A 24190-nucleotide genomic window follows, 5' to 3' on the forward strand; every position below is an offset into this window, starting at 1 on the left:
ATGCTAGAACTCCTTAAAGTCCTTGTGTGCCTGCCTTTCCTTGCATACTCATGTTACTCCGACATCAAGACCCGCCGTGTTTCCAATAAGGTCTGGCCGATCATGCTGGGTGCAGCTTCACCCTTTATACTCCATGAGATGATCACTTCCGGCTTACCCTATATTTTCAGGACTGTGATTTCTTTTGTTGTGATATTTATTTTTGTTTACATACTCTTCATATTGCATGCTTTCGGAGGAGCAGATGCAAAAGTGCTCATGGTCATCTCTATCATTCTGCCCGTTTTTCCGCAATTATCACTGAATGTTGTACAACTTCCTTTGTGGGGAGTTCCTCTGCTGGATCTGTTCACATTCAGTGTTTTTGGTAATTCAGTGCTTATGACTATCATAGTGCCCCTCGGTCTTTTGATTTACAACCTGGTGACAGTTCCTCCAAAAGAACTTATAAAAAAGCCTTTATATGCCCTCATAGGTTACAGACAGCATATAGACAACCTGGAAGAGGGTCATTTCAGGCTGATCGAGAAGCATGAGGAAACGCCCAATGGCGTGGTCCAAAGGTTTACACGCACAGGCACTTCCGTAGATCGCGATATGATCCTTAAACTGCAAGCACTGCATAGGAAAGGCTCAATAGGGGAACATGTGTGGATCACTCCCGGTCTTCCTTTTATGATACCCATAACCGCAGGCTTTTTAGCTGCTATTCTCTTTGGGGATCTTATATTCCATATGTCCTTTAATTATCTGGTGCCTTTGGTCTGACCGGCAATGTTTAGTAACCGGCTCCACATATCTTTCTATGGAGGTATATTTATGGAAGAAAAGGATACCACACAGGAAAAGAAAGATACGGATACAGAAGAGGTCGCAAAGATCAGCCCGATCCACCCGGGTGACAGGCGGGGACACGCCAAACGTCATTTGCTGGATACATGTGAGTGAGATATTCTCATTCTCTGCAGCTTACTTTTTATAAACCAGGATGTCTGACCAGACCTCTTGTATATATTTATCAGGCATCTCTGTTCCCAGTTGCTCTTTTGTTAACCTGATTAATTCTTCCCGAAGGCCCATTATGCACTGGATCACTTTTTCTTTCTTATCTTCTTCAGTTTCAACTTCCTGTGTAGTTGCTTCAATGCTATCTTTTGAAGTACCTTTCAGATGATCTCTTATTTCTGTCAGGAACATATCTCCGTATTTCTGTAGCTTGTATTCTCCCACGCCGGTGATCTCCAGCAGTTCTTTTTCGTTCAGGGGCATCTGGGTTGCCATCTGTTTCAAGCTCGTATCTGCAAACACGATATAAGGTGGAACTCCCTCTTTGCTTGCGATCTTTTTACGCAGTTCCTTTAACCTTGAGAACAGTTCATTATCTATTCTATTGACAGTTCCAGTTTGTTTCTTTGTTATATATTCGGTTTCTATTTCTTTAACTCTCGCAAGATCGCTTTGATGGTCACTTGCTTTGGGTTTTTTCAGTTGGTCTGTCGCTATTTGCTTACCCAAAGCCAAGAGTGAATCGTTGCTTGATGCTAATTGTATCATCTCTACAGTTCTTTTCCCTGCAATGACCTGTTCACTATCTTTGTCGAGTTTGAGCAAAGGATATCTAGAACCTTCGAGCCTTAATATTCCCTGATGGGCCAGTTCTCTTGCAATGTCTGCCCACCTGTCCTTTGGAAGATAAGTGCCCGTCCCATAACTGCTCAGCCTATGATGCCCTTTTTCAGTTATCTTTTTGCTATTTGATCCGGTAAGTATCTCCGTTACATGTGTGATACCATACCTCTGGCTTACTTCCTTCACGCATCTGATGAGCAGCTTTGCTTCTTCCGTAGCATCAGTTATTTTCACAGGCTGCAGGCATACATCACATCCTCCGCAGTTCTCCTCTTGCAGCTCTTCACCAAAATAACGCAGCAGCATTTTCCTTCTGCATATTGTGCTCTGGCAGTAGTCCATTACCTCTTTGAGTTTTAACCTGGCTGCCTCACGCTCTTCACTTTTCGCTATCTGGTCGATGAAATAATCTATCTTATACTTGTCACCGCGGCTGAAAAATAGTATACATTCGCATTCAAGACCATCCCTGCCACCCCTTCCTGTTTCCTGGTAATAGCTTTCAAGATTGCGCGGAAGGTCGTAGTGTATAACAAAGCGGACGTTGGGTTTATCTATCCCCATACCAAAAGCAATGGTAGCAACGATGATCTCCGCATCGTCTTTTATGAAAATGTCCTGGTTCCTGCTCCTTGCAGCATCGGAGAGCCCTGCATGATAAGGCAGGGCATTGAACCCGCTTTTACGCAATTTTCCCGTTAGTTCATCTACGGTCTTGCGGCTCTGGCAATATATGATACCGCTTTTATCCTTTCTTTTCCGCAGGAATTCCACGATCTGTTCATAGGTCTCTTTCTTTGGTCTGACCTGATAAAGAAGATTTTTACGGTTGAAACTTGCGACGTATGTATTGCAATCTTCAATGTGCAACTGGGATATTGTGTCTTTCCGTACCTTGGGAGTAGCGGTTGCAGTAAGTGCTATGATGGGGATGTGCGGATATTTTCTTTTAAGAATGCTGAGTTTCCTGTACTCAGGTCTGAAATCATGTCCCCACTCAGATATGCAATGACTTTCATCTATAGCGAACAGGTTTACTTTTATTCTGTCAAGCAGCGTCAATGTACTGGACAAGGTAAGCCTTTCAGGAGCAACATACAGCAGTTTGATAATGTTGTTTTCAAGTTCCTGCTTTATCTGATTGCTTTCCTTGTAACTTAATGTACTGTTCAGGTATGCTGCTTCAACACCATTGGCCCGGAGTGTATCCACCTGGTCCTTCATAAGGGAAATGAGTGGTGATACTACCACAGTGACACCGTTCATCAGAAGTGCAGGTAACTGGTAACAGATAGATTTTCCTCCTCCGGTGGGCATCAACACAAAAACATCTTTTCCTGCAATTACATCCTTTATGATATCTTCCTGCAGGGGTCTGAATGTATCGTATCCGAAGTACTTTCTTAATGTCCGGTGCATCGCTCTACAGTTAACATTGGCTGTATATAACTATAGTTGATGTCATGATTATAATTGAAGATCGTTCCGCAAGAATTTAAATATCATATCGACAGCATTAAATCTATATATGTAATAATCCGCTCAAATCACTGATCCATTCTTTATAATTCATCAATATATTATATGTGGAGCAATCCTATGGTTAAAGTTGACAGATTCATTCCTCAGAGTATAGAGAAGATAAAGGAACAGATATCTGGTCCTGCTATTATAGCTCTTTCAGGCGGTGTTGACAGTTCAGTTTGTGCTGTACTTGCACATCGTGCAATAGGGGAGTTATTGTATCCTATATATATCGATACCGGGCTCATGCGTAAAGGGGAAACTCAGAGAATAAAGGAAATCTTCTCTGATATGAACTTACAGGTCGTAGATGGCAGAGAGCGTTTCCTGGAAGCTCTGAAAGGCATAGATGATCCGGAAATAAAGCGCAAAGCTGTCGGTGAAACGTTCATCAGGATATTTGAAGAAGAGGCACGGCTGCTTAAAGCAGAGTTCCTCATTCAGGGAACCATCTATCCCGACAGGATAGAATCCGAGGGCGGTATAAAATCCCATCACAATGTAGGTGGGTTGCCATCGGTTGTGGATTTCAGGTCCATTGTAGAACCTCTGGAGGACCTGTATAAGGACGAGGTAAGAGAAGTTGCCAGAGCATTGGGTCTGCCTCATGAGATATCTGAGCGCATGCCCTTTCCGGGGCCGGGACTCTCAGTACGTATAGTAGGCGAGGTTACTGAGGAAAAAGTCGAGGCAGTAAGGGAAGCCAATGCCATAGTAGAGGCAGAACTTCTGGAAAGGTTCCATCCCTGGCAGACGTTTGCTGCCATAGTGGGCAAAGGCACTGGTGTCAAAGGTGACCAGAGGGTCCATGGGTGGATAGTCGCAGTACGTGCTGTTGGTTCCCGTGACGGTATGACAGCAGAGGCCATGGAACTGCCCTGGGATGTTCTAAGGCGCATCGAGTCGCGCATTACAGGTGAGATCTCATCAGTAGCAAGAGTTGTGTATGACCTGTCTCCGAAACCCCCGGCAACCATCGAGTTTGAGTAAATGTCACTGAATACTAAAGTTCTTGAGATACGTCAGAGGCAGCGGATAAAGCCGACACCTCTGGATATGCCCTCTGCAGTGTGGACCGGCAAGGACCATGTGGATGGGAATGTGGAAAATACACTTACCATGATCTTCCGTACCTCCGGATGCTGGTGGGGGAAGGTCGGAGGCTGCACCATGTGTGGCTACGTGTATGACAGCGCGCATACTTCTCCCTCTGCGGAAGATATTGTTTCCCAGTTTCGGAAAGCCATGGGTAAAGCTTCAAAGTTTGACAGGTTCATGGTCAAGATATTTACCTCAGGTAGTTTCCTTGATGAAAAAGAGGTGCCGGTTGATGCTCTATCAAAGATACTTTCCCTTCTGGAAGAAGATGATCGGGTCTTTAAGGTAGTGGTGGAATCCAGACCGGAGTTCCTGACAGAGGAATCCATGGAGTTCTGCCTTGCTAGTCTTAAAAGTACGTTGTTAGAGGTTGCCATAGGCCTTGAGACCAGTTCGGACCTCATCAGAAAACGCTCTATTAACAAAGGTTTCACTTTCAGGGATTTTGTCAGGGCTGCCGAGGTTGCCAAATCCAATGGTGTTGCAGTAAAAACATATCTTATGCTGAAACCCCCATTCATATCTGAAAAACAGGCTTTGGAGGACATTATTGCCTCAGTAAGGGAAGTGTCAGTATATTCCGGCGTGATATCTATCAACCTGTGCAATGTGCAGAAAGGCACTCTTATAGAATATCTATGGGAACGGGGGGAATATCGTCCCCCCTGGTTATGGAGCATTGTAGATATCCTTAAAAGGACAAAACAGGAGTTCCCACATCTGATCATCACTTCCGATCCAGTAGGTGCAGGTGCCAAAAGGGGCCCCCGCAACTGCAAGGAATGCAGCGGGGAGGTTGCAGATGCCATAAGGGCTTTCTCTTTGAGCCAGGATCTGCATGATCTTGAAGGGCTGGAATGTGATTGCAGGTCTCTGTGGGAAAAGGTACTGGTTCTGGACGATCTCAGTTTTGGCTCTCCTATCCTGGAGTGAATCTCTCACTCCCCATCCTCGCCTCTGTACACCATTGTCCCTATCCCGGTGTCGGTGAAGAGTTCCAGCAGGACCGAGTGAGATACGCTCCCATCTATTATGTGCACTCTTTGTACACCACTTTCCACTGCGGTCACAGCACCCCTTAACTTAGGCACCATACCGCCTGAGATGACTCCCTCTCTCACCAGTTTTTCCACGTCTTCAAGTTTTACTCTGGATATGCGGGAAGACTTATCTTCTATGTTCCTCAGGATCCCTGGTACGTCTGTCATGAGAATGAGTTTCTGTGCTCTTAGAGCAGCGGCAATGTCGCCGGCTACAGTATCCGCATTTATGTTAAGTCCTCTTCCGCTGGAATCAATGGCAATTGGAGATATTACAGGAATATAACCATGTTTTGTAACAATTTCCACAATCTCTGTGTTGATTATTTCGGTTTCTCCCACCCACCCCAGGTCAACCTCATGCTCTATGTTCTCTATCATAACCTTCTGGGCAGCCATTTTCTTTGCAACGATGAGCTTACCATCTTTGCCGGACAGGCCAATTCCCTTTCCTCCATGCCTGCCTATAAGGGACACGATATCAGTATTTATATTACCCACCAATACCATGCGGGCAATTTCAAGGGTTTCATCATCTGTGATGCGTAATCCACCTACAAATTTGGGTTTCTTTCCCATGCGGTTCATCTTCTCGGTTATCTCCGGTCCACCGCCATGCACTATTATAGGATGTATGCCCACGAACTTCAGCAGGACAACATCTTCAATGATGTCACTCATTATCTGTTTATCTACCATGGCATGGCCACCTACTTTGATGACCATTATGGCATTATGGAACTTCCTTATGTAAGGAAGGGCCTCTATCAACACGTTCTCTCTTTTCAGCGTCACAGTCCACCCTCATCTGTTGGTTTTCTTATCTATAAAAAGCAGCATAGTGATGTAAATTCCAATATATTACCTTTATTGGACCACAAGTGAAATTATTAAAGATAGTGTTGTTACCAGAATGTCTGGTAACCAAAAAAGAATAAAGTAATTAAATTAGATTTAGATTTTGTCGAGCTTCTCGATGCCCACTTTCTTCACGAAAGGCTTGCTGATCTTATCGGGCATCCAGTCCGGCTTGTTCTTGGGGGCGTCTACATTTTCTCTCCAGCCCTTGAAGACGTGGATCTTCTTGGTTCCCCTCTCGCGGAGCTTTATGGTTTCTGGTTTTGTTTTTGTTCCTTTGCCGCGGTTAGCGACTTTCAATGCTGCCTGACGCGGCTGTTTCCCGGTGAATACACCGTGTTCGTTTCCGTTCTTATCTCTCAGTACAAAGTTCCTTGTTTCAACCATCATGTCACCTCATTGCTTGCACGTGATTTTACTCGATAAACCTATTCTGCACATATAGTATATATATTTTTCTTTCAATGTTGCCTTTCGATTCTGGTTTACACTAGTTGGATTATAGGGGGTACTGATAATCCTCTAAAATCTATAGCTATTTAAATATTTTAATCTATCTCTTCTGTAACACAACATTTACATGTGATGAGCTCATTTCACTTCTGGAAGTACGTATAAAACGGACTCATCTCGCTTTTACATGAATGTGATCTATTCTTAGAGGTAATGTTATGGAACTTTCTACTGTTATATTGCCGGATATACAGGCTAATAAGCCTAAGATACCTATGAACCTGACTCGCGTAGGTGTGACGAACGTTAAAAAACTAGTGGCTGTCAAACGAAAAGACAAACGTCCTGTCATGCTTATATCTACATTCGATATCTTTGTTGACCTGCCTTCTGATAGGAAAGGAGCCAACCTTTCCCGCAATTTCGAGGCTGTTGATGAAGTTCTTGAAAAGGCGGTCAATATGCCTGTTTATGAAATAGAGCAGTTATGTAGTGATGTTGCTCTTAACTTGCTTGTGAGGCATGAATATGCTACAAGGGCAGAAGTACATCTGAAGAGTGAATACGTGATCAAACGGGAATCTCCAGCGACTAAGATGGAATGTCAGGAAGTGGTGGAGATATTCGCTGAAGCGAAAGCCGGAAGGGAAGAGGGAGGTAACATCAATGTCACCAAGCTCATCGGAGCTGAAGTTGTGGGGATGACAGCTTGTCCATGTGCTCAGGAGATCATGACGGACAATGCCCGTAAACAGCTTGAAGAAATTGGTGTGGAAAATAGGAAAATAGCTGAATTCCTCCACCGTGTGCCCATGGCAACTCACAACCAGAGGGGAAGGGGAATTATCTCCATTGAAGTTGCAAGTGATGATTTTATTTTCCTTGAAAAGGTTATTTCTATCATTGAGCGATCAATGAGCTCAAGTGTCTTCGAATTGCTGAAGCGCTCTGATGAAGCTATGGTAGTTCAGACGGCTCACAAGAACCCAAAGTTTGTGGAAGACTGTGTGCGTACCATGGCTCATAATGTTGTAAAAGAGTTCAAGGATCTCCCGGATGATGCAATAGTGACAATTAAACAGATCAACGAGGAAAGTATTCACCGTCATAATGCCTTTGCTGAAAGGGTTGCAACTATGGGTGAACTTCGTAAAGAGATCAGTAACTGAATCTTTTTCAGTTTGTCTTGATCATCAGTCTGACTAGTTAAAAGAATGTGATAACATGGATGAAGTTTCAGATTCTGTCCAGGCCCAAGACCTAAACGGAACTCCTATAACTATTGGCTCATATGTACTATATCTTAATACAGGTACAGCAGGGCAGGTTACAGAACTCAAGCAGGAAGAGGGTACTATATGGGCTCTGATGGACACTACCGGACTCTATTATAATGTCCAGGCTCTTGTGATTACCGATGCAAGTGCCATCAAGGTGAAACAAGAACATGAAACTGGCAAAGCGGATATAGATGATCTTGCCAGGGAGCAAACTCCGGAAAGGATCGTTGATATAGGTCAGGTTACAGGTGGAGGATAATATCCTCCTTTTGTCTTTTTACATTTTTTGTCAAATCATGTTCTCTTTTTTCAGCAAAGTAAGTGAACGAATCCATTCTCCCTTTGGTTCACGTGAAGTACCGACTACAAGCCGTTTCTTATCTCCCACTCTTTCTACTACTCCTTGAGCTTCAATAAGTTCTCCAGGTAAAGCTTGCCCTGCGTAAGTATGGGTGTAGGACAACACGTGGTCTATTTCAGGGTGCTCCACTTTATACACTGCAGGGCTGTCAAAGGCAAGATCTGCATTTGTCACTGTTGCCTCTATTCTCATGGTCCCACTATCCTTTCCTCTTGCAGTAGGCTCTTTTATCTGTTCCCAGTCTCTCACGAAAAGCAGGTCGAAATATGTGCCTTCCACCATACCTCTGTTCCCTTTCCGTTTCTCATGGACTACGAACTCTTCAAAAGATATCTCCGGAATGCGCTTTTTGTATATCCTTTCCCACATCTCCATGCTTATATCTTCTATTGGTCCGGATCTTTTCTTTTCCCCGTCAATGGCATCTCTGGCTGTAAACCAATATTTTCCATATACAACAAAATCCACGTCCGATGTCTCATTCTGCAATCCCGGCAACAATGAGCCTGTAACTCCCATATGTGACCTTGGCACCCCTGCTTCTTCAAGGACTTTTACGATTGCAGCTATCCGGCTATCTGAGGCCATAAGATGTTGTATAGCCTCATTGGGGGAAAGTATCCTTTTCACCTGCTCTTCAGGCACCACATGTACGTCTTCCACCCATTCAGGCCGGTGCTTTCTCATAAAACTGAAAGAATCATCGAAATCATACTTGCGGTACCTTTTTCCGTTCATCTGCCGTTCCCCTCCATCATCTGGTACGTATCGCAGTGTCGAACGTATCCCTTGGGGATGGAAATAATCGGATACAGCGAATATCCAGTCATCCATTGTTATAAAAAAGTCCCTGAGCCGTGTTTTCAGCATTTTAATCTCCTTTGTATTGGATTAAACATAATAAATCTCCTTAGTAATAATCGTATTGCAATCTCTGCGAACAAAATGGTTATGTGCCATCATGGGCAATCTGGTCTTATAATTAGGATAAAACATTCATAGTAGGTGATGTTCCTGCCCTCTCTTGAACAATGGATCATACAAAAGCGACGCGAGTTTCACAGGTATCCTGAACTAAGCTTCAATGAATGTATGACTCAGAAGAGAATAATGGATTCTCTTAAGGAGTTTGGTCTTGAAAGCAGTTCTATAGCTGGTACCGGTGTTGTGGCAGAGATCACGGGCAATGGTCCAGGGCCCTGTATTGCAATACGTGCTGATACAGATGCTCTGCCAATACAGGAGGAGGAAAGTGATCACAATGGCGAATATATCTCTTGCCACAAAGGGGTCATGCACGCATGCGGCCACGATGGCCATACAGCAATTGTATTGGGTGTGGCCCGCATGCTCTTTGAAAAGAGGCATGAGTTCTCTGGTAAAGTTAGGTTAATATTCCAACCTGCGGAGGAACAATATCCAGGGGGTGCCTGTCAGGTCATTGAACATGGGGGGCTTGAAGGTGTCGATGCTATTATAGGTCTTCACATCTTCGGTGATGTGGATGTCGGTAATGTGCGCTTCTGCCCAGGTCCTTTTATGGCAAGTTCCAATGATTTCAGTGTCAGGATCATAGGAAAGGGTGGACACGTATCAACACCTGGGTACTGTGTGAACCCCATTGAAATGGCTGCTGATGTTATATCTAGGGCAAGGCTGGAAAGTGCCAGGAAGGTTGATCCATCCAGACATGTCTTTGGCTTTGGAGCGGTCACCGGTGGTACCCGCTCAAACATAATACCTGACGAAGTGCAGATATTCGGAAGTTTCAGGACATTTAATGAAATGGATACAGTAACGATTGAAAATGCGTTGGAGAATATACTAGGCTCTATCATGAATAAATATTCCGATAAAGATCTTGCTGGTGTTCCATCTTATGAGCTGGATGTGTTGCACGGTTACCCTGTACTTGTGAACAATCCAGATTTTACGGCAGCAGCCAGCAGGCTACTTAAGCAGTTATTCGTAAATGTGGATGATAATGCATCTCCTATCTTCGGCTCCGAGGATTTTGCTTATTATTTACGTCAGGTGCCTGGTATGTTCCTGTTTCTGGGTACCCGCAATCCGGAGAAAGATATTATAGAAAACAACCATTCCAGCAGTTTTGATCTGGATGAAGCTGTCCTTATGCAGGGTGTGCAAATACTCTGTTCTATTGCTCTTGATTTCTTGAAAAAGCCAGAGGAATATATCTATTGATCATAAAGGTTTTTTCCCCGTTACTTAATTCTTCCGTAAAAAAATTCGTGGTGAGCGTACTGGCATCCGAAGGTTTTGCTTACGATATAGAGAAGGATCTTGATCTGGATAATATTTCAGCAAATTACCTTGAGGATGGAGGTATCTTTTATGTGGCTTTCACAAAGGGTAGAATTATCGGCACCTGTGCTGTGAAAAAGAGAAGTGAGGGAAAATGTGAAGTCAAGAGGCTGTATGTTCACAAGGATTTCAGAAGATTGGGAATTGGTTCTGAACTCCTGGGGAAAGCTCTGCAATTTGCAAGCGAGCATTATAATACAGTAACCCTAAAAACCAATACTTCTCTTGGGCCAGCTATTACTTTATACTTAAAGACCGGCTTTTCAGTGCAAAAAGAAGAAAAAGAAGTCATATATCTTACCATGGATATGCGCTGAGCAGTTCACTCTATAGTTTTGATCAGAGCTATCTCATCACAGTCAGGAAACTTAGGGCAGTTTATGCAGCCACTCCATACTTTATGAGGGAGTGTAGATTTGTCCGCTCTTACAAATCCATGTTTTTCGAAAAATTGTGGCACATAAGTGAGGGTGAATATCCTTTTTATATGCAGTTCGTGCGCATCTCCCATGCAGGCATTAAGCAATTGGGATCCTATTCCCTGTCGGGCATATTCAGGTTTCACAGCGAAAGAAAGTACCTCTGCCAGGTCTTCCCATACTACTTGCAGGGCACAGCATCCTATTACCTCGCCATCCTTCTCGTATACATAGAAACTGCGGATGTACTGGTACAGCTCATTGTATGATCGGGGAAGCATCTTCTCCTGTTTCGCATATGCATTTATGATGTTCTTCATTGCTTCGACATCTTTGACAGTGGCCTTACGGATCATTAGATGATTCTCCTCGATCTGCTGATATTTGAAAAAAGTATAGCGAGCGTGAAGGGATTTGAACCCCTGGCTTGCAGCTTAGGAGGCTGCCGCCATATCCTGGCTAGGCCACACGCTCTCTTTGACTTTCACTCTCCTAATAACATCCAATATCTTAAATCTATTGGTACGAACTGGTTTGCTTAGTAGTTATTTATTCCTTTTTATACATGATTTCTGTCGGTCAGTTTTGATTAAATTATTTTTATACTGTGGGATTGTTTCTGTTCGAAAATTTCCGTACCTTAAGTAATTGCTATATATTCTTAATTATAACATATCCTCTGGATATTAAACTATTATGGAGATTTCCAATGAGATCGAATCATTTACTAATACTCATATCTGTCGCACTGATAATTCTAATCTCAGGCTGTTCCTGTCAGACCACTATTGTTTCCAATGAGTCTGAGAATACAAGCGAGAATCAGACACCTTCTCCTGGAGTGAACAATGAAGAATTCATAACCGGTGTGGCATCTATCAGTAATGTGCAGGTGTTAGTACTGGAATCTTTTCCTGTACAGGTGAATGTGGAAGCTACAGGTTATCTTCCCGATGGCTGCACAACCATTGGCAATGCCACTGTCAGGAAAGATGGCAACACATTCTATGTGGAGATCGGCACAATACGCCCCCGGGATGCCTTATGTACGCAGGCACTGGTGCCTTTCACAAAGTCCGTGTCTCTTGATGTGTACGGTCTGGAGAAAGGTGTCTACAATGTAGATGTGAATGGCAAGACCGCGTCTTTTGAACTTTCTGTTGATAATATCCTTTCGGATAATTCCTGAAAATGTGGCCTCTGCCAGATGGCCATTTTTATTTATCTTTCAAACCTGCCGCTGTGATCATTCAGGTACTGTAAAGTTAGTTGTCTTCCATCACTACTTTTATCTTTTCCGCGAATTCCTTGTTCTGTACGACATTCAGATGGATACCCAGCATTTCAGGGGGGAATCCCAGGGCAAGCCCGAGAAGCTGGGAATAATGCAGCACAGGTGTACTATAGTCTTTACCAAATGCTTTTTCTATCTCCTGCTGACCTGCGTCCAGTTGCATGTGGCAGAATGGACATGCATTGACTATGCAATCAACACCCGCCTCTTTTATCTTTGATAATTTGTGTTCTGCCATTGCAAGAGATCTTTCTTTATGTCCGGATCGCATACCCCCCCCGGCTCCACAGCATTCCATCTTATCAGAGTATTCAACGCTCATGCAACCTGTAGCTTCCACAAGTTCATCAAAGAAACGTGGTCTTTCAAAACTGCCAAGTCCCCTGTCCCTGGATGGTTTTATAAGATGGCATCCGTAGTGAACTGCTACTTTCAGTCCAAGAGTTTTCTCAACGGCTTCTTTTATCTTCCCTGTTCCAATATCTGAGTAAAGAAATTCGGCTATATGGCGCACATCTATTGTTCCTTTGAACTGGCGGTCTATCTCTCCCAGGAATCCATTTGTCTTTTCCCTCAGCTCGTCGTTTTCCTTCAATGTGTGGTTTGCATCTGCAAGAGATCCAAAACAACCGTTACATATGGTAAGAAGGTCGCGCTGCATATCCTCTCCAAGTGTAAGGTTGCGCCCCGCCACTGCCAGCCAGGTAGGGCTGTCAAATGAACGGAATACTCCGGGTGCAGGGCAGCAGGAAGCTCCGGGCAGGTCAGTGCAGTCAATGTCCAGCTTTGCAAGGCATAGCCTTGTGGCCATCTCTATGCCCGGATATCTGTTAGGGATAACGCATCCCAGAAAAAGTGCAAGTGGTGCCATTTTTATCTCCAGTTCATAACTATTGGTCTATGATCTTTGCCAACTTACAGGCATTAAGAAGCTTTTTGACCTCATTCAAGGCTTCAGGGTCCTTATACACTGTTTCGGGCAATCTTTCCAGTCCGAGTTCTTCTCTTTTATTCATGTTCATCTCATCTATAGGCACAGCGTGTCCATATTCCAGGAGCAGTTCTATTACTTGCTTATGCTCAGGCAATATAATACCCTCGTGGGCTGCAATGGACCGGATCCTGAGGATGACATCTACTATGTCAATGCGGCGTGGGCAGCGCTCCTGGCAGTTATAACATGTGGTACACATCCAGAGCTCCTTATCTTCAAGTACATCCTGGGATCTCATGGCATGCCTAATGAGTCTGCGTACATTCAGGCTGGTGTGGCGACCAGAGGGGCAGCTTCCAGTACACATTCCACATTGCATGCACTTCAATATGTCTATGCCTGCTTCTTTCAGTTGTTCCTGTACATTGTTCTCTTTCATGTTCTGACCATTAATTTATTTCCTATTGCTTATAAACTGTTCTCGCAAATCTGTTCCTTTTACTTCCTCTGTTTTTTTTATTTTTTTAAATTCTCTGCTTTCTATGTATTTGTTTTTTTCTTTCTGGCAGCATTTTGAAAAAGATTTATATATTATGAAGTAGGTAATAGGTTACTGAATACCCAAGAGGTTATAGGAATGACAGAAAATGGAATAACCAAAGAGGAAGTATTGCAGCAAGTTGCAGAAAATGATGTAAAGTTCATAAGGACACAGTTCACTGATACTCTCGGTATCATCAAAAGCTGGGCAATTCCTGCAGAGGATCTTGAGGGAGCTTTCAAGGACGGTGTTATGTTTGACGGATCCTCAATAGAGGGTTTCGCAAGGATCGAAGAATCCGACATGATGCTCATGCCCGACCCATCCACTTTCAGGATACTGCCCTGGAGGCCAAAGGAAGGCTCAGTGGCCCGTATCATTGGCGATGTAAAGAAGCCAGATGGTACTCCTTTCGAAGGTGATCCCAGGTATGTCCTGAAGCAAGCCATGGACGATGCTGCAAAAATGGGTTATACAATGAATGTAGGTCCGGAGCTTGAGTTTTTCCTGTTCAAGCTGGACGCAGAAGGTAACCCCACAACACATCTGACCGACCATGGGGGATACTTCGACTTCGCCCCTCTGGACAAGGCACAGGATGTAAGGAGAGACATCGATTTCGCCCTTGAGGTAATGGGCTTTAAGCTGGAAGCTTCTCACCATGAGGTAGCTCCTTCACAGCACGAGATAAACTTCAGGTTCGGTGACATGCTTTCTACGGCAGACAAGGTAATTACCTTCAAGTATGTGGCAAAGTCCATTGCTTACCACAAGGGATATTATATATCCTTCATGCCAAAGCCTCTGTTCGGTGTGAACGGTTCAGGTATGCATACTAACCAGTCCCTGATGATGAACGGCAAAAACGCGTTCTATGACTCCGATGCACCAAATGGACTCTCACAGACGTCCATGTATTATATAGGAGGCATGCTGAAATATATTAGAGAGTTTGCTGCAGTCACCAACTCAACCGTGAACTCCTACAAGAGACTTGTGCCTGGGTATGAAGCCCCTATATACGTAACATGGTCTGCTTCCAACAGGAGCTCTCTTATCAGGATCCCTGCAACAAGAGGCATTGGCACAAGGGTCGAGCTAAGGTGCCCCGACCCTGCGTGTAACCCATACCTTGCATTCGCCCTGATGCTGCGTGCTGGTCTTGATGGTATAAAGAACAAGATCGAGCCACCAGAAGCCACAAACGTGAACATCTTCAAGCTCAGTGAAGAAGAGCGTGCTAAGCGAGGTATCCAGTCTCTCCCCGGCAGCCTGAAGGAGGCTCTTGATCTCATGCGTGGCAGCAAGTTCACAAAGGAGGCTCTTGGTGAACATGTCTTCAATGGTTTCCTTAAGGCAAAGAATGCTGAATGGGATTCATACAAGTCACAGGTTCACCAGTGGGAACTGGACAACTACCTGAGCATATTGTAAGGGTAATATCCCTTACATATAACTTTATTTCATTGTCCTTATGGACGTTAGATGCCAATTGCTTTTAGTTTGGCTCTTATCTATTGAAGATCATCTCAAATGAACGACGAAAACAGGCCTTTTATGGATATTTGCATGGTTAGTCCGCAAAAGGCAAATTGATGTATCTCCAAAAACAGTTCTTAGTGGTAAATATGTGCGGAATTATAGGCGTTATAGACCGGGGCCAGTCTGGCATGGACGGCTCAGGTATAAAAGAGGCCCTCAGCCTGATGAACGAACGAGGAAGTGGAGAAGGTGCGGGTTATGTAGCTTATGGCATATACCCGGATTATCCGGATTATTATGCTCTTCATGTCTTCTATGACAACTTAGTAGAGCCGAAAAAGAAGGTAGATGACCTGCTCGAAAAGTGGGGACGCGTATTTCAACAGGAAGAGATCCCTACCTATGAGCAACCCGGCCTTAGGAAGAAACATATTCCTTGGCGGTATTTCTATAAGCCTCATAAGGATCTTGTGGTAGGCAGTTCCACACCTGAAGATGATCTTGTAAAGACACTTGTGATGGATATCAACTCCCGTATAGATGGTGCTCTGGTGTTCTCTTCAGGGATCAACATGGGAGTGTTCAAAGCGGCTGGCTGGCCGGAGGATGTTGCGAATTTTTACCGCATACAGGATTACAAGGGTTACATATGGCTTGCTCATAACCGTTATCCAACGAACACTCCAGGTTGGTGGGGAGGCGCCCATCCATTCAATCTGCTTGACTGGTCAGTGGTCCACAATGGCGAGATCACTTCTTACGGTACTAACAGGCAGTATGTGGAAAGCAATGGCTACAAGTGTACTATGTCCACGGATACCGAGGTTGTAGCTTACCTCTTTGATATTCTGGGCAGGCGCCATGGATTATCTGAAGATCTGGTTGTCAAGGCTTTGGCTCCTCCTTTCTGGGATGAGATCGATGCAATGCCCGAAAGACAGCGGAAGATAGATCACGCCATGCGTCTCACATACGGGGCTGCCCAGATGAATGGACCTTTTGCCATAGTTGTGGCTACCAGCCAGGGTATAGTAGGGTTCACTGACCGTATCAAGCTACGTCCTTTGGTCGTGGCTGAGAACGGAAACAAGCTCTATATCTCCAGCGAGGAGGCAGCTATCAGAGTGATGGACCCGGATGTGCAGAACATCCGTATGCCTAGGGCAGGCGAACCGGTCATAGGGAGGGTTATTGTATGACTCTGGGCAGTGTACCTCTGCGGTATAAGGTAAGCATCGACCGTGACCAGTGTATGCAGTGTATGCGCTGTGTGGATAATTGTTCCTATGGTGTTTACAGGGTGGAGGGCGACAAGATCCTTATCGACTCCCGCAAATGCACTGCCTGCCACCGTTGTATTTCCATGTGTCCCAGAGATGCTATCAATCTTCAGGAGAGGCCCGTGGATTACCGTAGCCATCCCTTGTGGACAGCCCAGACAAGAGAGGATATTATCAATCAGGCCCGCACTGGCAAGATAATCCTTGCAGGTATGGGTAATGCACTTGATTATCCTATAATCTTCGACAGGCTGGTATTGGATGCCTGCCAGGTGACAAATCCTAGTATTGATCCTCTGAGGGAGCCCATGGAACTGCGCACATACCTGGGTAAGAAGCCTTCAAGGCTTGAATTCAGAAAGAACGATGAAGGTGATGTGGAACTTGTCACGGAGCTTGCCCCTAATCTGAAGCTTGAAACACCTATCATGATAGGCCACATGAGTTACGGTGCTATCAGTCTCAATACCCAGATAAGCCTCGCAAAGGCAGTGACCGAAATGGGTACTTTCATGGGTACAGGTGAAGGTGGAATGCATAAGGCCCTGCATCCTTATCAGGATCACACCATCGTTCAGGTGGCTTCAGGGCGTTTTGGTGTTGACATCGATTATCTTGAACGTGGCGCAGCCATTGAGATCAAGATCGGACAGGGTGCCAAGCCAGGCATAGGCGGTCACCTGCCCGGTGAAAAAGTATGCGTTGATGTGTCCTGCACCCGTATGATCCCCCTGGGTTCAGACGCTATAAGTCCGGCACCTCATCATGATATATATAGTATAGAGGATCTGGCACAATTGGTCAGGAGCCTTAAGGAAGCTACAGAATGGAAGAAGCCAGTGTTCGTAAAGATCGCAGCTGTACACAACGTAGCAGCCATAGCTGCAGGTATTGCACGTTCGTCAGCAGATGCCGTTGTAATTGATGGTTTCCGTGGCGGGACAGGTGCAGCTCCTAAAGTGTTCAGGGACAATGTAGGCATACCCATAGAGGCAGCTATAGCCGCTGTAGATCACAAGCTGAGTGATCAGGGTGTGAGAAATGAGGTTTCCATTATTGCAAGCGGAGGTATACGCAACAGTGCAGACCTTGCAAAATCCATTGCTCTGGGAGCGGATGCAGTATATATCGGAACAGCTTCCCTGATTGCTCTTGGATGCCGGGTGTGTGGTAACTGCTACCGTGGTCTGTGTCCCTGGGGCATAGCCACCCAACGGCAGGATCTGGTAGATCGTATCGATCCCGAGATAGGGGGAAGGAACGTTGCAAACCTTATCCATGCCTGGACACTGGAACTCAGTGAACTGATGGGTGCTGCTGGTTTGAATAGCATTGAAAGCCTCAGGGGTAATCGCGAGCGTTTGCGTGGATATATGCTGGATGAAGGCATGCTGAAAGTGCTGAATGTAGAACCGGTGGGGGCATAAAGATGGAAAAGCTGGTCATTGATGCAAAAGGTATGCATTACACTCCGCTCAATAAGCAGATCCGACAGGCTGTAGCCGCCGGTGTTAAGGAGATCGAGATAAATAATGTGCTTGGGCAGCGTTTTATAGCCAACGGTCTCAGAGGTGATGTGAAAATTACCATCAATGGTATTCCCGGTGGTGATCTTTGTATGTTCATGAATGGGCCGGAGTGTACTGTTCACGGGGATTGTGAACATGCTCCTGGAAACACTATGGATGGAGGGATGATCATCGTCCATGGCAGTGCAGGAGACGCTGTAGCTCACAGTATGCGTGGTGGTAAGGTGTATGTCCGGAATAATATAGGATACCGAGGCGGTATACACATGAAAGGATACGAATCTAAAAAGCCAACTCTTGTAATAGGTGGCATTTCTCATGCATTCCTTGGTGAATACATGGCTGGAGGTCTTATATTGGTCCTTGGTATGGGTTCACAGCCAATAATGAGGGACAGAGGTATCGGCAGCGGTATACACGGGGGAGAGATCGTGATCCGTGGAACTGTGGCTGACAGGCTTCTGGGAGTAGGTGCCAGGAAAACAGAGTTCACTGAAAGCGATCTTAAAAGGTTATCCCCGGTAATAGAGGATTTTTGTTCCAGGTTCGATCTAGATCCATCTCCTCTCATGAATACCAACTACACACGTATAGTGCCTTCAAGCACCAGGCCCTTTGCTGACAAATATACGTGGGAGTGATTTAAATGGGCAAAAATTATCTCGATCTTAAGGCTGAGGTCTGGGACACAGGCATATGTGCATCTTGTGGTGCATGTGTTGCAGTGTGTCCGGCAGATGCTATATTTTTCAAGACTGGGGAAGAATCCATAAGCCCCTTAAACAATGAATACTGTAAGGAAGTTACTGACGGAGTACCATGTGGTGCATGTTATGCTACCTGCCCCAGGCTGGACCCGGCACCAACTGAAGTGTTGGGGCAATATCTGGATATCTTTTCTGCAAAGGCAGATATTCCTGTTCCGGGAAAACAGAGTGGAGGAGCTGTCACAGCTATTCTGGTGAATGCTCTTGAACAGGGCATGATCGATGCAGTGGTCACAGTGGAAGAGGACCCATGGACTCTTAAACCATCGTCAACTGTCATCACATCGGAAGATGTGCTTATCAATCAGGCCGGAAGCCGTTACAACTGGTGGGTGCCACTGGTCTCTTCTCTGAAAGAGGCTGTCATCACCCGTAAGTATAGAAAAGTTGCAGTTGTGGGTGTGCCCTGTGTGGTGCAGGCTGTCAGAAAAATGCTTGATAGCGACCACGACCTCTTAAGACCATTCAGGCGTTCCATTCGCCTGGTTGTAGGACTTTTCTGTACTGAAACCTTCGACTACGAGAAGCTGGTAGAGGAAAAACTGATCCGGGAGCGCAGCATTGAACCTCTGGACATGATCCGCTTTGATGTGAAAGGGAAGCTGGAGATCACCATGAAAGATGGTAGTCTCACAATGATACCGTTGAAAGATGTTGATGACTGTGTAAGACCAGGTTGCAGGGTGTGTACTGACTTCACTGCTATTTATTCAGATCTGTCTGCGGGTTCAGTGGGTAGTCCAACAGGCTATACTACACTGATCATACGCAGTACTGCCGGGCAGACTGTTGTACAAAGAGCCATCGAAAACGGTTTGCTTTCTACAGGGCCTGATGTGGACATACAGGCTGTAGAAAAGCTATCAGGTAAGAAAATTGCAAGAAAACAGGAGAAAATATAAGATATCACATTTATGGCTGCGGTGTCTATCCTCTTCCTCGTCGTTCCTAACCATGCTGATAGACACCGTATATCCATCCTTTTATGCAATCCTTTCAAGTTCCTGGCACAATGCTGTACTTATACCCTTTTTCCTTTGAGAGGGATGCACACACATAAGGTTGATGTATGTGTCATTCTCTCCTCTCCAGAACTTGTTGCAGCCAATAACACCGATAACATTCCCGGATGGGCCGGATGGGCCACTATGATCTTCTGCTATCAAATAATAGGAATGCTTACCAGTAAGACATTCCCATACCCTTTGATCTATACCATTTCCCCTCATGCTGAGGGGCGGGTAAAACTCATTGTCTACAATTTCGATGAACCGGCAGAGAGGGTTGTGATCTTCCTGCCGGGCCTGTCGTATCTTAATATCCGGCATTAAGTTCTGTTAAGATACCTTTCGATCTCCCATTCATGTACCTGTTTTTTATATTCATCCCATTCTGCTCTCGCAAGTCTGAGGATATTGTCATGTACATGTGTGCCCAATACTTTCTTGAGCAACTCGTCCTGCTCAAAGTAGTTTGCACTCTCATTGAGGGTACCTGGCAGACTTTCGATACCATTTTCTGCACGCTCTTTGAGACTAAGATCAAAAATATTGTAGTCCACAAAATGTTTTGGAGCAGCCTTGTTCTGTATGCCTTCAAGACCTGCTGCCAGTATAGCAGCGAAAGTAAGATACGGATTGCAGGATGGGTCGGGACTTCTCAGTTCCACACGGGTACTGCTGCCTCTTGCAACAGGTATGCGCAGAAGAGAACTGCGATTAGCACCAGACCATGCAATGTATACAGGTGCCTCATATCCGGGGATGATCCTCTTGTATGAGTTGACAATGGGATTGGCTATGCACGTGATAGCTTTTATATGGTTCAGAACACCGGCGATGAAATACCTTGCTGTATCGCTGATCTCCATCTCAGCATCCGGGTCGTAGAAAGCGTTCTTTCCATCCTTTGAAAGGGATAGGTTGACATGCATACCTGAACCATTGACGGTAGCTATTGGTTTTGGCATGAATGTGGCATGTAATCCATTTATCTTAGCTATCGTCCTGGCGACGTACTTGAATGTGACCACATTGTCGGCCATAGTTAATGCGTCCCCATACTTGAAGTCTATCTCATGCTGTCCAAAGGCCACTTCATGATGGGAAGCTTCAATATCAAAATCAAGGTCCATGAGTGTGAGGACGATCTCACGTCTGATATCTTCAGCAATGTCCGTGGGTGCAAACTCAAAGTAGCTTCCGTAGTCATGAGGTATGGTCGTAGCATTACCGTTTTCTTTTTCGAAAAGGAAAAACTCCATCTCAGGCCCTACATTCAAAGTAAAACCCATATCTGCAGCCTTTTCTGTGATTTTTCTAAGTACATAGCGGGGATCGCCTTTGAAAGGCTCGCCATTTGGCTGGTACACATCGCAGATAATGCGTGCCAGCTTTCCTTTACCATTATTCCAGGGAAGTATTGCAAATGTAGTTACATCAGGTTTAAGCAGCATGTCTGACTCGTATATTCTGACAAATCCCTCTATAGAAGAGCCATCAAAGCCGATTCCTGTGGTCAGAGCTTTTTTTATCTGGGTCACAGGTATTTCCACGTCCTTAACCACACCCTGTATATCTGTGAACTGTAACCTTATGAACTTTATATTATGTTCTTCAATGGCTTTTAAAACATCGTTTTCGTTCTTAACAATCATTAGATCTCCTGTCCAGCAGCATGCACTGCAATCACTTGAGCTATATTAATTAACATCTAAATGAAGATAAGATTATTCTTTGTATATTAATGAATTCATACGCATTAAAAAACTTAATCTTCCGCATTTTCTCAAATAAATAGTGATTTTTCAAGATCTTAAACCACCCAGTACTGATATGTTTCAGTACATAATTTTTATCAACTATCTTAAAATTTTAATAAATTCTTTATCATATCAAAGATCTCTGCATTATCTTATATCTCCTGCATTTCTTCCGTTTTCTTCAGTATAGAGTATATTTTCTTAAAAATAAAGTAATTCTATTATTTTTTCATCAACTCTGATGGGTTTACAGAGAATTAAAAGTTTCAATAAGCAATTACCATGCTTTATTCATCTATTGAAAATGATCTCTAAGATATATTTCCTTAAAAATCTTTTGTAAAGCTTCATTGTTTAAAAGAGTTGTAAATAATAGTATATCTGTTTTATATTCTAGTTTTCTAATAAAAATTTCTCAAGCATATTTATATGGTAGTTCAATACCATTATAGACCTGACATCCTGGTCCATCAGGATTTTCTCTGCTGGAAACGAAAATGACCCTTATATAAATATAGGTATCTGAATCACATGAATCTTAAGGCTATAATTATCATATTTGCAATAATCTTTGTTATTTTTGCAGGTGGATGTGCGGAGAAGCCTTCCACTCAGAACAGCGGTCCAGATCAGAATATAAATTATGGTCTTGTTCCTCCATATTTCACACTTCTTTCTTCACCTGGTAATATCAAACCAGAAGATCCTGCTCGTCCTGTTATCAGAGATGAAGGAGAGGAGATCAACAAGATCCTCTCAGAAGCCGTTATGATATCACAGGAGTTAAATTCCAGGATACTGAGTTATGAGAAAGAGGGTAAAGATGTTAAAATGCTTAAGTCTCTCCTGGAAGAATATAATACATTGATCTCCAGTGCAAAAACATATCGGGAACTTGCAGATCAGCATCATGAAGGCTGTACTGACCCGGAATGCCAGACAATTCAAAAGGAACTATATTTACACCAGTCCAGAGAAAGCCTGAAAAGATCCAATTCAGTCCTGTCGGAGATCTTCAATGAAATGAAAATAATGCTTCCGGGCCATGTTATATTAGGCGAGGGCTGCACTCTTTCCGGGAAAGGTACCGGCAGGGTGTTGCTTGCAGGTGATGACCTAAGTGCTAATCTTTCTATAAGGAATGGGATATTTTATATAATTGGTCTTCCTCATAGCTCGGGATCACCTGTAAGCATAGTAGGGAAGTATGAATTCGAAAATTCAGACAACCCTCAAGATCGTGTATCTTATTACAAGATACTTGATGCCACAGTGGATATTTCAGCACAAAGGTCAGCTTTTATAGTGGAAGCAAATGAAATATCGCTCATTGTAAAAGGAAATGGCACAATTGATTTCTTTGGTAACGGTACTTATAGCGTAACATGCCCAGATGGCAGTTTTGATGATATGAGATGGGAAGTACCTGCAGTAAGAAGAACTATTAATAACCCCTCTGTCTATACTGGTAGCAAATGAAAGCATTTTCCCGTAGAATCGCATTTGCCATTTTGTTAGTCATTCCACTTATAATGACTGCTGGTGCAAGCGCTACCATTCATGGTGTAGTGTATGAGTGGAATACATTTCAAGCCATGGAAAATGTAATTGTAAGTGTGAACTCTACTCCAGTGCAATCAATGGTGTGCAAATATGGTACTTATTCCTTTGAGCTGCCATTGGGAAGTTACAAGATAATTGCAAATTTTTATGAGGACAATAATCTTATATATTACGGGGAGGGCCTCGTGAATATCACAGACGAGGGCAGCTATGTGCTCGATATGCTACTTTTTCCTGTTTATTCTCAAAGTACATCTTTTACCAATCTTTCTTCTTCTATGAATGTTTCTTCTTCTGCCAATGTTTCTTATTTATCTTCTTTAAATGAGTCAATGGATGCTCGGAATGTGACAGCAGGTCAGAGTATTTCTACTTCAGTTAATACTTTTCTTCTAATAGTTTTAATACTTTTAGTTCTGTTCATCTGGTTAAGGCATCCAACGAATCGCAAAAATACTCCTCACTTTGAACGGCATCATGCAGCAAAGCAAGAAAAGGTCAAGGAAAAAGTAGCTCTTACACCTGGGACAGTAGTTTTCTCAGCACCAGCTGAGATGATTGAAGTGATGGCAGAAGATTCTGATGCACTGGAGCCTGGCGAACTATATGAACCATATGATCCCGATGAATTAATGGTTACCGAGCCGGATAACCTTGGGCCGGCCACTTCTGATGATATTCCCAGGGGGCCAATGCCCGCTGATCTGCAGGAAATACTGGATGTCATTAGTTCGCAGGGGGGACGTATGACCCAGAAAGACCTGCGTGGCAAGCTCAAATATTCAGAAGGTAAAGTGAGCCTCATGCTTTTTGATCTTGAAAAGCGGGGCATGATCCAGAAATTCAAAAGAGGTAGGGGGAATGTTATTATTCTTATTGAACAGGATCAACTGTCTTGATACATAATCTTGTTTTTTGTTCTTTTCTTTTTCTAAAAGAATCCTTTATTCCAACTCTAAAGAGTATTAAACTGCCATTTAGAGGTTTTTTCTTGTTAAATTCCTTAACAAAAGGTTCAATTTAAAAACTAACGTATATTTTCTCTTTAAGCT

General features: G+C 44.0%; 25 protein-coding genes and 1 tRNA gene. 16 read left to right on the forward strand and 10 right to left on the reverse strand.

Annotated elements, in window-relative coordinates:
- Together METHO_RS01405 and METHO_RS14205 are read left to right on the forward strand one after the other, a co-directional pair.
- Positions 1–768: an A24 family peptidase C-terminal domain-containing protein gene (locus METHO_RS01405; protein WP_015323729.1), complete on the forward strand. Its 768-nt coding sequence runs from the start codon at positions 1–3 to the stop codon at positions 766–768.
- 51 nt (positions 769–819) lie between these two features.
- Positions 820–948, forward strand: a complete 129-nt coding sequence (locus METHO_RS14205) for a hypothetical protein (RefSeq protein WP_015323730.1) — start codon at positions 820–822, stop codon at positions 946–948.
- A 21-nt stretch (positions 949–969) separates the two neighbouring features.
- On the opposite strand, the gene recQ is transcribed toward METHO_RS14205, so the two are convergent.
- Positions 970–3048, reverse strand: a complete 2079-nt coding sequence (recQ, locus tag METHO_RS01410) for a DNA helicase RecQ (RefSeq protein WP_015323731.1) — start codon at positions 3046–3048, stop codon at positions 970–972.
- A gap of 180 nt (positions 3049–3228) precedes the next feature.
- Between recQ and guaA the strand changes: the two genes are divergently transcribed.
- Positions 3229–4143, forward strand: coding sequence for a glutamine-hydrolyzing GMP synthase (gene guaA / locus METHO_RS01415; protein ID WP_015323732.1), 915 nt, complete (start codon positions 3229–3231; stop codon positions 4141–4143).
- Complete coding sequence (locus METHO_RS01420; RefSeq protein ID WP_015323733.1) at positions 4144–5184, forward strand: archaeosine biosynthesis radical SAM protein RaSEA; 1041 nt, start codon at positions 4144–4146, stop codon at positions 5182–5184. It begins immediately after the preceding gene.
- Positions 5185–5189: 5 nt separating this feature from the next.
- Here the strand turns inward: METHO_RS01420 and argB are convergent, their stop codons facing one another.
- Positions 5190–6086: an acetylglutamate kinase gene (gene argB, locus METHO_RS01425; RefSeq protein ID WP_015323734.1), complete on the reverse strand. Its 897-nt coding sequence runs from the start codon at positions 6084–6086 to the stop codon at positions 5190–5192.
- A gap of 159 nt (positions 6087–6245) precedes the next feature.
- Positions 6246–6536 carry a non-histone chromosomal MC1 family protein gene (locus tag METHO_RS01430; RefSeq protein WP_015323735.1) on the reverse strand — a complete coding sequence of 97 codons (291 nt, stop codon included), beginning with the start codon at positions 6534–6536 and terminating at the stop codon, positions 6246–6248.
- A gap of 284 nt (positions 6537–6820) precedes the next feature.
- On the opposite strand from METHO_RS01430, the gene mptA reads away from it, so the two are divergent.
- Both mptA and METHO_RS01440 read left to right on the forward strand, forming a co-directional pair.
- A complete protein-coding gene (gene mptA, locus METHO_RS01435) occupies positions 6821–7771 on the forward strand; it encodes a GTP cyclohydrolase MptA (protein ID WP_015323736.1) in 951 nt (316 codons plus the stop codon).
- 55 nt (positions 7772–7826) lie between these two features.
- The gene (locus METHO_RS01440) at positions 7827–8141 is read left to right on the forward strand and encodes a DUF2098 domain-containing protein (RefSeq protein WP_015323737.1); all 315 of its coding nucleotides are present in this window, start codon (positions 7827–7829) and stop codon (positions 8139–8141) included.
- Positions 8142–8171: 30 nt separating this feature from the next.
- Here the strand turns inward: METHO_RS01440 and METHO_RS01445 are convergent, their stop codons facing one another.
- Positions 8172–9113: a nucleotidyltransferase domain-containing protein gene (locus METHO_RS01445; protein WP_015323738.1), complete on the reverse strand. Its 942-nt coding sequence runs from the start codon at positions 9111–9113 to the stop codon at positions 8172–8174.
- A 138-nt stretch (positions 9114–9251) separates the two neighbouring features.
- Here METHO_RS01445 and METHO_RS01450 point away from each other — a divergent pair, with 138 nt between their 5' ends.
- Together METHO_RS01450 and METHO_RS01455 are read left to right on the forward strand one after the other, a co-directional pair.
- Positions 9252–10448: a M20 metallopeptidase family protein gene (locus METHO_RS01450; RefSeq protein WP_015323739.1), complete on the forward strand. Its 1197-nt coding sequence runs from the start codon at positions 9252–9254 to the stop codon at positions 10446–10448.
- Positions 10445–10885, forward strand: coding sequence for a GNAT family N-acetyltransferase (locus tag METHO_RS01455; RefSeq protein WP_015323740.1), 441 nt, complete (start codon positions 10445–10447; stop codon positions 10883–10885). The genes METHO_RS01450 and METHO_RS01455 overlap by 4 nt, the downstream gene beginning before the upstream one ends.
- Positions 10886–10890: 5 nt before the next feature.
- Here the strand turns inward: METHO_RS01455 and METHO_RS01460 are convergent, their stop codons facing one another.
- Together METHO_RS01460 and METHO_RS01465 are read right to left on the reverse strand one after the other, a co-directional pair.
- The gene (locus METHO_RS01460; protein ID WP_015323741.1) at positions 10891–11343 is read right to left on the reverse strand and encodes an N-acetyltransferase; all 453 of its coding nucleotides are present in this window, start codon (positions 11341–11343) and stop codon (positions 10891–10893) included.
- Between the two features lie 43 nt (positions 11344–11386).
- A tRNA-Arg gene (locus METHO_RS01465) sits at positions 11387–11461 on the reverse strand.
- Positions 11462–11696: 235 nt separating this feature from the next.
- Here METHO_RS01465 and METHO_RS01470 point away from each other — a divergent pair.
- A complete protein-coding gene (locus METHO_RS01470; protein WP_015323742.1) occupies positions 11697–12176 on the forward strand; it encodes a hypothetical protein in 480 nt (159 codons plus the stop codon).
- Between the two features lie 76 nt (positions 12177–12252).
- Here METHO_RS01470 and hdrB read toward each other — a convergent pair whose 3' ends face one another.
- Together hdrB and hdrC are read right to left on the reverse strand one after the other, a co-directional pair.
- On the reverse strand, positions 12253–13152 hold the full coding sequence (gene hdrB / locus METHO_RS01475) for a CoB--CoM heterodisulfide reductase subunit B (protein WP_015323743.1): 900 nt from the start codon (positions 13150–13152) through the stop codon (positions 12253–12255).
- Between the two features lie 19 nt (positions 13153–13171).
- Complete coding sequence (gene hdrC / locus METHO_RS01480) at positions 13172–13654, reverse strand: CoB--CoM heterodisulfide reductase subunit C (RefSeq protein WP_015323744.1); 483 nt, start codon at positions 13652–13654, stop codon at positions 13172–13174.
- 198 nt (positions 13655–13852) lie between these two features.
- Between hdrC and glnA (METHO_RS01485) the strand changes: the two genes are divergently transcribed.
- The 5 genes from glnA (METHO_RS01485) to METHO_RS01505 all read left to right on the forward strand — a co-directional run bounded on the left by glnA (METHO_RS01485) (position 13853) and on the right by METHO_RS01505 (position 19716).
- Positions 13853–15190: a type I glutamate--ammonia ligase gene (gene glnA, locus METHO_RS01485; protein ID WP_015323745.1), complete on the forward strand. Its 1338-nt coding sequence runs from the start codon at positions 13853–13855 to the stop codon at positions 15188–15190.
- 194 nt (positions 15191–15384) lie between these two features.
- On the forward strand, positions 15385–16437 hold the full coding sequence (locus METHO_RS01490) for a class II glutamine amidotransferase (RefSeq protein WP_048830969.1): 1053 nt from the start codon (positions 15385–15387) through the stop codon (positions 16435–16437).
- Positions 16434–17945, forward strand: a complete 1512-nt coding sequence (locus METHO_RS01495; protein WP_015323747.1) for a glutamate synthase-related protein — start codon at positions 16434–16436, stop codon at positions 17943–17945. Before METHO_RS01490 ends, METHO_RS01495 begins: the two co-directional genes overlap by 4 nt.
- A 2-nt stretch (positions 17946–17947) precedes the next feature.
- Positions 17948–18688, forward strand: coding sequence for a GltB/FmdC/FwdC-like GXGXG domain-containing protein (locus METHO_RS01500; protein ID WP_015323748.1), 741 nt, complete (start codon positions 17948–17950; stop codon positions 18686–18688).
- Between the two features lie 5 nt (positions 18689–18693).
- Positions 18694–19716, forward strand: a complete 1023-nt coding sequence (locus METHO_RS01505; protein ID WP_015323749.1) for a Coenzyme F420 hydrogenase/dehydrogenase, beta subunit C-terminal domain — start codon at positions 18694–18696, stop codon at positions 19714–19716.
- Positions 19717–19797: 81 nt separating this feature from the next.
- Here METHO_RS01505 and METHO_RS14360 read toward each other — a convergent pair whose 3' ends face one another.
- Both METHO_RS14360 and glnA (METHO_RS01515) read right to left on the reverse strand, forming a co-directional pair.
- Positions 19798–20142 (reverse strand): GNAT family N-acetyltransferase, encoded by a 345-nt coding sequence (locus METHO_RS14360; RefSeq protein ID WP_048830970.1) that lies wholly within the window; start codon positions 20140–20142, stop codon positions 19798–19800.
- Complete coding sequence (glnA, locus tag METHO_RS01515) at positions 20142–21470, reverse strand: type I glutamate--ammonia ligase (protein ID WP_015323751.1); 1329 nt, start codon at positions 21468–21470, stop codon at positions 20142–20144. The genes METHO_RS14360 and glnA (METHO_RS01515) overlap by 1 nt, the downstream gene beginning before the upstream one ends.
- A 636-nt stretch (positions 21471–22106) precedes the next feature.
- On the opposite strand from glnA (METHO_RS01515), the gene METHO_RS01520 reads away from it, so the two are divergent.
- Both METHO_RS01520 and METHO_RS14060 read left to right on the forward strand, forming a co-directional pair.
- Positions 22107–23054 (forward strand): hypothetical protein, encoded by a 948-nt coding sequence (locus tag METHO_RS01520; RefSeq protein WP_015323752.1) that lies wholly within the window; start codon positions 22107–22109, stop codon positions 23052–23054.
- A gap of 53 nt (positions 23055–23107) precedes the next feature.
- A complete protein-coding gene (locus METHO_RS14060) occupies positions 23108–24037 on the forward strand; it encodes a helix-turn-helix transcriptional regulator (protein ID WP_245546314.1) in 930 nt (309 codons plus the stop codon).
- Positions 24038–24190 lie beyond the last annotated feature (153 nt).

The organism is Methanomethylovorans hollandica DSM 15978, assembly GCF_000328665.1.
In the GTDB taxonomy this organism is placed as follows: Archaea; Halobacteriota; Methanosarcinia; order Methanosarcinales; family Methanosarcinaceae; genus Methanomethylovorans; species Methanomethylovorans hollandica.

Excerpts from the sequence above, each read along its gene's own strand:
- METHO_RS01450 (WP_015323739.1), top strand. The coding sequence starts at position 9,252 with ATGTTCCTGCCCTCTCTTGAACAATGGATCATACAAAAGCGACGCGAG.
- mptA (WP_015323736.1), top strand. The coding sequence starts at position 6,821 with ATGGAACTTTCTACTGTTATATTGCCGGATATACAGGCTAATAAGCCT.
- glnA (WP_015323751.1), bottom strand. The coding sequence starts at position 21,470 with ATGATTGTTAAGAACGAAAACGATGTTTTAAAAGCCATTGAAGAACAT.
- METHO_RS01520 (WP_015323752.1), top strand. The coding sequence starts at position 22,107 with ATGAATCTTAAGGCTATAATTATCATATTTGCAATAATCTTTGTTATT.
- METHO_RS01500 (WP_015323748.1), top strand. The coding sequence starts at position 17,948 with ATGGAAAAGCTGGTCATTGATGCAAAAGGTATGCATTACACTCCGCTC.
- METHO_RS01445 (WP_015323738.1), bottom strand. The coding sequence starts at position 9,113 with ATGCTGAAAACACGGCTCAGGGACTTTTTTATAACAATGGATGACTGG.
- METHO_RS14205 (WP_015323730.1), top strand. The coding sequence starts at position 820 with ATGGAAGAAAAGGATACCACACAGGAAAAGAAAGATACGGATACAGAA.
- METHO_RS01440 (WP_015323737.1), top strand. The coding sequence starts at position 7,827 with ATGGATGAAGTTTCAGATTCTGTCCAGGCCCAAGACCTAAACGGAACT.
- METHO_RS14360 (WP_048830970.1), bottom strand. The coding sequence starts at position 20,142 with ATGCCGGATATTAAGATACGACAGGCCCGGCAGGAAGATCACAACCCT.
- METHO_RS01420 (WP_015323733.1), top strand. The coding sequence starts at position 4,144 with ATGTCACTGAATACTAAAGTTCTTGAGATACGTCAGAGGCAGCGGATA.
- glnA (WP_015323745.1), top strand. The coding sequence starts at position 13,853 with ATGACAGAAAATGGAATAACCAAAGAGGAAGTATTGCAGCAAGTTGCA.
- METHO_RS01430 (WP_015323735.1), bottom strand. The coding sequence starts at position 6,536 with ATGGTTGAAACAAGGAACTTTGTACTGAGAGATAAGAACGGAAACGAA.
- METHO_RS01490 (WP_048830969.1), top strand. The coding sequence starts at position 15,385 with ATGTGCGGAATTATAGGCGTTATAGACCGGGGCCAGTCTGGCATGGAC.
- METHO_RS01405 (WP_015323729.1), top strand. The coding sequence starts at position 1 with ATGCTAGAACTCCTTAAAGTCCTTGTGTGCCTGCCTTTCCTTGCATAC.
- hdrC (WP_015323744.1), bottom strand. The coding sequence starts at position 13,654 with ATGAAAGAGAACAATGTACAGGAACAACTGAAAGAAGCAGGCATAGAC.
- METHO_RS14060 (WP_245546314.1), top strand. The coding sequence starts at position 23,108 with ATGACTGCTGGTGCAAGCGCTACCATTCATGGTGTAGTGTATGAGTGG.
- hdrB (WP_015323743.1), bottom strand. The coding sequence starts at position 13,152 with ATGGCACCACTTGCACTTTTTCTGGGATGCGTTATCCCTAACAGATAT.
- METHO_RS01505 (WP_015323749.1), top strand. The coding sequence starts at position 18,694 with ATGGGCAAAAATTATCTCGATCTTAAGGCTGAGGTCTGGGACACAGGC.
- METHO_RS01470 (WP_015323742.1), top strand. The coding sequence starts at position 11,697 with ATGAGATCGAATCATTTACTAATACTCATATCTGTCGCACTGATAATT.
- METHO_RS01460 (WP_015323741.1), bottom strand. The coding sequence starts at position 11,343 with ATGATCCGTAAGGCCACTGTCAAAGATGTCGAAGCAATGAAGAACATC.
- guaA (WP_015323732.1), top strand. The coding sequence starts at position 3,229 with ATGGTTAAAGTTGACAGATTCATTCCTCAGAGTATAGAGAAGATAAAG.
- recQ (WP_015323731.1), bottom strand. The coding sequence starts at position 3,048 with ATGCACCGGACATTAAGAAAGTACTTCGGATACGATACATTCAGACCC.
- METHO_RS01495 (WP_015323747.1), top strand. The coding sequence starts at position 16,434 with ATGACTCTGGGCAGTGTACCTCTGCGGTATAAGGTAAGCATCGACCGT.